Below are 8,351 nucleotides of genomic sequence, written 5' to 3'. Positions count from 1 at the left end.
CTGGTCCCCGGCCCGCAGACGTGCGATGTCGAGTTCATAGGCTTCGATTTCGGTATAGAATTTTTTGAGGAGAAAGCCCACGCGATTTTTCGAGGGAAGCTGAAAGCTGAGACAGGGAATAAAACTCCGGGCTGTAACCGTTTCATCGCCGGAACGCTCCGACGCCCGAATCCGCACGCTATGCACCATGGTATCAAAACAGGAGCAGAGATTTTCAAAGTTGGTGGCAAAACCATTGGCTTCCAGGACGGCGAGCACGATCTCAAGGGGTTTTCTGAAGTGCACGCGATCGACGGTGACCGTGAAGGTTTCCGTCTCTTCATCAAGGGCGGTATAGCTAAGATCAGAACTATAGCCGGCTTTGGAGAGGTCAGCTTTGTCGCTTTCCAGTATCAACTGCTCTGAAGTTTTTTTCGCACCAAAGGCCAAGGGCTTCTTCCTTCCCTGATTGATCTGCCTCTTCTATCGGATGCGGCCGCATGAGCTTTACCAAAAAGTCATGAAATTCCCGGGGTTTGAATTCAGGTGCAGAGGATTCGGCCGAAAAATGGGGAAATTTTCGTTCCAGCCAAAAACTTTTGAACTCTGGCTGAACCTTGGTCAGGCTTCCCTTTGCAAGTGCTTAAGATTAAGATGGTTTTCAAAGGAAAAAGCTTTGCAAGGAAAAGCCGGGGCCCTTACGGCCCTTGGGAAAGGGTGCTCATGCTGGCGGAAAAAATAAAGTGGCTGCGCAAAGCTCAAATTCGATTTTCCATGATCGCCAGTGATCAGGCGGGAAGTCATGGCGAGCAGCTGGCTGTTTCGGAGCTGGATCGCGTTCTGAAGAAATTGAATGGCAAGGCTGAAATTTATCAGTCCTTGCGTGTGCCCAAGGCCCAGGGGTCGGGCAAATATGAGATTGATCTTCTGCTGGTGAGTGAAGTCGGTATCCTGGCCATCGAAGTCAAACACTGGGGTGGCCGCCTTTCAAGGCAAAAAGGGAAGTGGCTGCAGGAGCGCGGGCAGGAGCAGAAGGTGCTGGTCGATCCGGTGCCTTTGAATGCCGAGAAAGTGGCTTCGCTGCGGCACTGGCTGAAGCGCAGGAATATTGCTGTGCCGGCCGCTGCCATGCATTCCCTGGTGCTGCTGACCAATGCGCAGATGAATCTGGATAAGAGCCTCAAAGCCTGTGACGAGGTGGTGGAGCTGAACAATCTGATGGCGAGCGCCCTTTTGAAGTGCGGGCAGGCGAAGCGGTACTTCTGGCAGAAAAAACCGGCGCGGGACTTTCCCTTCGAGCAGCTTGTGTCGACGCTCGATGAACTTCCCACCTGGGATCGCCTCGAACTCCATGGGGGACGGGTGGTCTTTGGCGATCTTGAATATATGGCCGTGCCGGACGTGAAGGCCTCGGCCCTGCAGCGAAAATATATCCGCAAGGCGCGGGCCATGATCTGGCGAAGGATAGTTCCAGGACTTTTTTTCAAGGCTAAACTGCACGTAACGGACTGGTCGGGGAAGCGGACAATGTATCCACTCCATCCCGAGGCGAAGCTCGTCTTTCGTCCGGCCGGGCAGAATGAAAAAGAGGAGATCGCGTGGCTGCATGTGGAAAGCCTGCAGCTCGGTTGGAAGGATCAATCGTATTACGATGAACGCGAGCGGAAGGGCAGGGACTGAGCTTGATTTCATCTCACCGCGGGACGGTCGCAGACCGGGCGGACCCGGCCTGATTTTCCTGGATTATTTTGCGGGACTGTAGAGTTTTTCGTAATAGTCTTTCAGCATGGTTTCCACGCTGAAACGCGTTGTGATGCTTTCGATGCTGGCCTGCATCATCTTCACCCATTTTTTGTGATCGTTATAATAGGTGGGGATGACTTCCTTCAGAAGGACCGAGGCCAGGAATTCGGCATCGCGTTTATCCTGTTCGGCGACCGTCGCAGGGACCACATCATCACCGATCGCCCAACCGTTCACGCCGTGCTCACAGGCTTCCGGCCACCAGCCATCGAGAATCGAGAGATTCAGGACGCCGTTCATCGCAGCTTTCATGCCGGATGTGCCGCAGGCTTCCAAAGGCCGGCGTGGGTTGTTGAGCCACACATCCGAACCGCGGGTGAGGGCGGCACCGATATCCATATCGTAGTCTTCCAGGAAGACGACGTTTTCAGGCATTTCACGGCTGTATTTGACGATCTGCTGGACGATGCCTTTGCCGGTATCATCCAGGGGATGCGCTTTGCCCGAGAAGACGATCTGGAACTGGCCTTTTTCCAGGGCTTTCAGAACCTCAGGACCGCAGTCGAAGATCAGGTTCGAGCGCTTGTATGGGGCGGCGCGACGGGCGAAACCGATCAGGAGTTTGTCGTCCGCGAGTTTTTTGCCCGTTCTTTTGTGGACGAACTGAATAAGATCGCGCTTGAGTTCCATGTGAAGATCCCACAGTTTGTCGGGATTTGCCTTCACCTGATCCATGCGGGGATCAACCCAGGTGCCGCGGTGGATGCCGTTGGTGACTGCGGTGATTTTCGGGCCGAGATCCACGCCTTCCCACATCTTGCGTGCGGTTTCGCCATGAAGTTCGGCAACGGCGTTGGCATCGCGGGAAAGATTCAGAGCGGCGATCGTCATGTTGAAGGGCGTGCTGCCGATCTCATGCATTTCTTCCACGCTGAGGCCGAGGTTGGCGCCCATATACTGCAGAAGTTCATGCGGATGCGATTCGTTGCCTTCCTTGATCGGGGTATGCGTGGTGAAGACCACCTGCTTACGCGTCGCGACCTTGGCCTGGGCCAGGGTCATGCCCGCTTCGCGCTTTTGACGAATGAGTTCCAGGGCCGCGAGGACCGCATGGCCTTCGTTGAAGTGATAGACATCGGGTTCGATGCCGAGAGCCTGCAGGGCGCGCACGCCACCCACGCCGAGCACGATTTCCTGGGCCACGCGTTCTTCACCGAACCAGCCATAGAGCTGACCTGTGATCCACGCATCACCGTTGGCGGGATGATCGGTATCGAGAAGGATGAGTTCACTGACGCCGTGACCCACCGCGCGCCAGATGCGGCAGGTGATATCGCGCTTGCGGACCTGGACCTTCACGGTTTTGCCGGTGTCTTCGAGGCCGTCGTAGGGATAGTTTTGATAGGAGTCCATCACGCGGCCATCGCCAGTAATCTTCTGGCCCGTGTAACCTTGCTTCCATTTGATGCCGACGCCGACGATCGGAAGGTTTTGTTCCTTGGCGCCCTTCAGATAGTCCCCAGCCAGGATTCCAAGACCACCGGCATAAGTTTTGATGTGGGACTTAAGAGCATATTCCATGCAAAGATAGGCAACTTTGGGCAATTTTTTGGCAACTGTAGTCATATTCACACCTCATCTTGAGCCGCGAATTTAACAACTGCGCTCCAAAGCCGCCACGAAAAAGGCCTGCCGGCCAGCGCTATTCCCACGTGACTGTAGGTCGGGCGGCGGGCATCTTGTGAACATTGACGGCGTTAAGGGGGTGGTGGCTCGTCGAAATAGGAACGGACTCGGGCGATGGAGGTGTCGAGGTCTGCAAAGGCACGTTCAACGCCGGTTTTGAGTTTATCAAAGTCGGCGGACGAGCCGCGAACGAGTTGATTGAGTTTGGTTCGTGCCATGGAACGGTTGCCCGATGCAGTGCGCAGAGATTCGCGAAAGGCCTTGCCTTTCTTGCCCTGGAGGCTTTCGCCACGGGACTTGAGCAGAGCGATTTCATCAGCGGCCGTTTTCCATCGAGTCTGCATGGCGGATTCGTAGGATCGTTGCTCACTGGTTTTCGGACCCGAAGGCTGAGGCCTCGTCGTGGGTTCCGGTATCGGGCTGGGTGCCGGCGCTGGCGTAAAGGTCGAAGTCGGCGTTGGGGTCGGCGTGGGGAACACCCGAGGTTTTTTCGGAAGCTTCACCTGCGGCGGTTCGGGGGGGAGCTGGTCCTGGACCTGACCGGATCCGGGCTGAACCGGAGTTCCCTGACCTCTTTGGCCTTGTGTATTTGCGGCCGGAGCGGCACCCTGACCTTGACCCTGCACGGTTTCCGATGGGTCCGTGCTGGACTGCGGGTTCGGCTGATTTTGAAGGGAGGCGGGATTTCGCTGGCCTTGAGTTTGCGTTTGGGTGCCCTGACGCTCCTGATACTGAGGGTCCTGACCCTGAGGATTGCCTTGACCGGAGCGCTGACCCTGCGTCCCCTGTCCTTGCATGAACCTTTGCTGAGTCTGCGTCCCCTGACCCTGCATCAAACGCTGCTGATAATCCGCATCCTGGCCTTGCGGTTGACGCGGCTGAAACTGGTCCTGCTGCGTGCGTTGACCTTGCTGGGGCCGCTGACCCTGCTGGGTTTCCTGTAAACGCTGCTGCTCCTGATCGCTTCCTTGCCCCTGATTGCCACGAGGATTCTGCGTATTCTGGCCATCGTAATAGCCGGGAATTTGCTGTCCCTGAGCATCCTGAGTGGTCCCGGCGGCATTGATCGCTTCATTGGATTCCTGCGCCATCTGAAGCTCGACGTCGTCTCCACGCACGGCCTCATCCTTCGCATAGGACATCGTGCTGACTGCGGGCAGCAAAAGAAGCCAGGACAGTGGAAACCTGATTAAACTCATGACAACTCCATCATTCTCTGCGAGCCGCGCGTTGACTTTCCATTCAGAGATTCACGCTTCGATCAGCGGATGATTCCAGCTTTTGCCATTTTACCAGCTCGCATCTTAAGAGGAGTAGGAAATTCAAGACAGGAAAAATGGTCGCACAAAAAACCCCCAACGCGAGCGATGTCATCATAGGAAGTCCTGATTTTGATGTCAACGCTCGAAGGCCTGGGGGACGGCGTCGCGGGGGGGGTGGAGCTGTTAAAGAGAACGCAGGGCAGCCATGATCTCAAACGACTGCAATCGATCCTCATGCGCATAAAGATCCGAGGTGATGATCAACTCATCGGCTCCCGTACGGTCGATCAGCTGCCGCAGACCGGCTTCAACGCGGGCGGGTCCACCTACGATCATGGTCGTTGTCATCTGCCGCAGGACCTGTTCTTCATGCGGAGCCCAAAGGCCCTGCATGCTGGTGATCGGCGGGGGCGTGGGTTTCAGGTTGCCGCGAATGAGAGTCAGGATTCTTTGATAAAGACTGGTGGCCAGATACTCGGCTTTTTCATCCGTATCGGCGGCCACAGCGGCAACGCCCACCATGACCTTGGGCTCTTTGAGATAACGTGAAGGACGGAATTCGGCGCGGTAAAGACGAATGGCCTGCAGCATTTCCTGCGGCGCAAAATGACCCGCGAAGGCATAAGGTCTGCCGAGTCGGGCAGCCAATTGGGCACTGTAATGGCTGGAACCCAGGAGCCAGAGCGGTATGTCCATACCGGCTCCGGGGATCGCGCGGATTTTTTGTCCAGGTTGAGGAGGTGCGAAGTAGAAAAGCAGCTCCTCGATCAGATCCGCAAAATCCACGGGAAAGGCCGCCGCTTCCTTCCTGAGTGCCCGCATCGTGGCCTGATCGGTTCCAGGGGCGCGGCCAAGGCCCAGATCAATACGATCAGGATAAAGCGTGGCCAGCGTCCCAAACTGTTCGGCGACGACCAGGGGCGCATGATTGGGCAGCATAATCCCGCCTGAACCGACCCGAATGCTTTGGGTGTGCGCCGCCACATAGCCGATTAAAACCGCTGTCGCGGAGCTGGCTATGCCTTCCAGGTTGTGATGCTCGGCCATCCAATAACGATGATAACCCCATTTTTCAGCATGCTGGGCCAGATCACGCGTGGCGGCGAAGGCATCGGCAGCCGTGCGGCCCTCGGGATACATGGCCAGATCAAGCACGGAAAAGGGTGTTTTAAGAGTCATGCGATCTGCCTTTCCATAAGTGAATCCAGGATCAGGATTCCCCGCAGGAATCTAAGCCTTTTCCCGCGTCTTTTGAAGCGCAAAAAAGGGGACCGCGGGTGCGGTCCCTGACTGAAGTCATACGTGAACAGGCCGAATGACGCCTTCCTGAGGCAAATCCGAAGTGCCGACCTGAGTGGACCAACCCGTTTTCAGACCCAGCACGAAAAGCGCCAGACCCAGGATGCCAATGCCGAAGAGCGTGTCTCCGATCACCCGCAACCAACGCAGCGTATCCAGGAGCGGCGTCTGCATGAATTCCGCGGAACGCGCATACCAGTAGCCGTGATCGAAGGCCGCCAGCGTCTGCAGAAAACCGATGGGCAGAGGACTGAGAAGGATCATCAGACCAAGGCCGATGTTGATCGACCACAGCGAGAACTTAATGAGTCCGTTCTTCCAAATCTGACGACCGGCCAGACCCTTCAGAACGAAAAGCATCAGCCCGATTCCAAGCATCCCATAAACGCCGAACAAGGCCGAATGTCCATGCACCGGCGTGGTGTTAAGACCTTGCATATAATAAAGCGCGATCGGCGGATTGATGAGAAAGCCAAAAATCCCCGCACCGACCAGGTTCCAAAACGCGACGGAGATGAAGCAATAGATCGGCCAGCGATAGGCCTGAACCCAGGGGGCCGCGCGTCCGAGCCGAAGGTTGTGATAGGCTTCAAATCCGATCAGCACGAGCGGCACGACTTCAAGCGCGCTGAAGGACGAACCGATGGCGAGCACCGCTGTCGGCGTGCCCGAAAAATAAAGGTGATGGAAGGTTCCGAGTATGCCGCCCGCCAGGAAAATAATGGTCGAGAATAGGACCGTCTGCGTCGCAAGACGCACACCCAATAGACCCATGCGGACGAACAGAAAGGCGATCACAACCGTGGCGAAGACTTCAAAGAAGCCTTCCACCCAAAGATGTACGACCCACCAGCGCCAGTATTCGACAACGGCAAGGTTACTGCGCTGTCCCCACATCAGGCCGGCCAGATAGAAAAGAGCGATTGCCGCCGATGAAATCAGAAAAAGCGCCAGGAGATGTCGTCCTTCACGATCGCTGCGGAACGCGGGCCAGATCGCGCGCGTCATCAGGAAAAGCCAAAGGAAGAGACCCACGGCCAGGAATATTTGCCAGAAGCGGCCGAGGTCCACGTATTCGTAACCCTGATGACCAAACCAGAAGTTGGTCCCCAGTTCGAGTTTTTGCATGACGCCAAACCATTGCCCGGCGAGGGAACCGACCACAATGATCAGAAGACAGAGGAACAGGAAATTGACGCCCAGTCTTTGCCCCTTCGGTTCATAGCCGGAAACTGCAGGCGCCACGAACAGCCCGGTCGCCAGCCACGACGTGGCGATCCAGAAAATGCCCAGCTGCAGATGCCAGGTGCGCGTCACAGAATAAGGCAGGATTTCCGCCAAGGGAAATCCATAAAGGGCCGTTCCTTCCACCCCATAATGAGCGGTGACGATGCCGAGTATGATCTGCACCACGATCAAGGCGGTGACCACCCAAAAATATTTAAGCGTCGCCCGCATCGAGGGCGTCGGCGTCAGGGCAAGCAGAGGATCCTGGCGAGGCAGTTCGCTCACATCCTTCGGTTCATCGTTGTGGCTGGCGTAATAGGCGGAAAGGGCTCCGATCCCCGCTAAAAGAAGGATAACGCTGAAGCCGGTCCAAAGGAGGAGCGAGGAGGCCGGTTCATTGCCCACCAGTTTATCCGCGGGCCAGTTGTTGGTGTACGTGATCGGCTGTCCCGGACGCTCTGTGACGGCGGCCCAGGCTGTCCAAAAGAAAAAGGCGTTCAGCGCGGCCATGCGATCGGCATCTTTCACCGTCACCATTTTCATGGCATAGGCCTCTCGCAGGCTGGCCATCTTCGGATCGCCCGTGAACAGGCTGCTGTAATAATCACTGTTGGCCTGAATCGCTGCCGCTCGTTCGGGAGTTATGGTCAGGATCCCGGTTGCGGGGTCATAGCTATTGGTGCGCATTTCCCGTTTCAAACGCTCTTGCAGCAGAATCTTGTCATCCGCCTTGAGGGCTTCGAAATCGGCCTGGCCGTTTGCCTGGGCCCAGTGATTCAGTATGAACACGGCTTCACGATGCAGCCAATCCGCGGACCAATCTGGAGCATGGTACGAACCATGACCCCAGACGGAACCCAGTTCCTGACCCCCGGTGGTTTGCCAGACCTGCTGGCCGGTTTGTATCGTATCAGCCGTGAATACCAGCTGGCCATCGGTCGTGACCACCTGCTTGGGAATGGGTGGAGCCTGGCGATAGATTTCCCAGCCGTAGTATCCCAACACAGCAAAGGAAAGGAAGACGACTGTGCCTAGACTGAACCATAACCTGCGCGTTGCGTTCATCATTTACTCCTCTTCAGTTTTTGGACTGAAGCAGGAGCATGCAATATGCAATCCAGGGGCGGGAAAGCGCGGAGGGCGCGTCTCTTTTTA

6 protein-coding genes are annotated in these 8,351 nt (G+C 56.4%); 1 reads left to right on the top strand and 5 read right to left on the bottom strand.

What is annotated here, in order from left to right; translation table 11 throughout:
• Positions 1–429, bottom strand: a 429-nt coding sequence (locus VFO10_RS30590; protein ID WP_325145835.1) for a hypothetical protein, incomplete at its 3' end; no start/stop codon positions are given.
• Between the two features lie 273 nt (positions 430–702).
• Here VFO10_RS30590 and VFO10_RS30585 point away from each other — a divergent pair.
• On the top strand, positions 703–1,659 hold the full coding sequence (locus VFO10_RS30585; RefSeq protein WP_325145834.1) for a nuclease-related domain-containing protein: 957 nt from the start codon (positions 703–705) through the stop codon (positions 1,657–1,659).
• Positions 1,660–1,722: 63 nt separating this feature from the next.
• Here the strand turns inward: VFO10_RS30585 and glgP are convergent, their stop codons facing one another.
• The 4 genes from glgP to VFO10_RS30565 form a co-directional block, all read right to left on the bottom strand.
• On the bottom strand, positions 1,723–3,348 hold the full coding sequence (gene glgP / locus VFO10_RS30580; RefSeq protein ID WP_325145833.1) for an alpha-glucan family phosphorylase: 1,626 nt from the start codon (positions 3,346–3,348) through the stop codon (positions 1,723–1,725).
• Between the two features lie 131 nt (positions 3,349–3,479).
• The gene (locus VFO10_RS30575; RefSeq protein WP_325145832.1) at positions 3,480–4,607 is read right to left on the bottom strand and encodes a hypothetical protein; all 1,128 of its coding nucleotides are present in this window, start codon (positions 4,605–4,607) and stop codon (positions 3,480–3,482) included.
• 246 nt (positions 4,608–4,853) lie between these two features.
• Positions 4,854–5,849 (bottom strand): LLM class flavin-dependent oxidoreductase, encoded by a 996-nt coding sequence (locus tag VFO10_RS30570; protein ID WP_325145831.1) that lies wholly within the window; start codon positions 5,847–5,849, stop codon positions 4,854–4,856.
• A gap of 117 nt (positions 5,850–5,966) precedes the next feature.
• Entirely contained in the window at positions 5,967–8,261 is a 2,295-nt protein-coding gene (locus VFO10_RS30565; protein WP_349259399.1) for a nitric-oxide reductase large subunit, read from the bottom strand.
• Positions 8,262–8,351 lie beyond the last annotated feature (90 nt).

The sequence above is a fragment of the Oligoflexus sp. genome (genome assembly GCF_035712445.1).
Classification (GTDB): domain Bacteria; phylum Bdellovibrionota_B; class Oligoflexia; order Oligoflexales; family Oligoflexaceae; genus Oligoflexus.
Note: the sequence above shows the minus strand (reverse complement) of the source record. Positions and strands in the feature narration are given on the sequence as shown.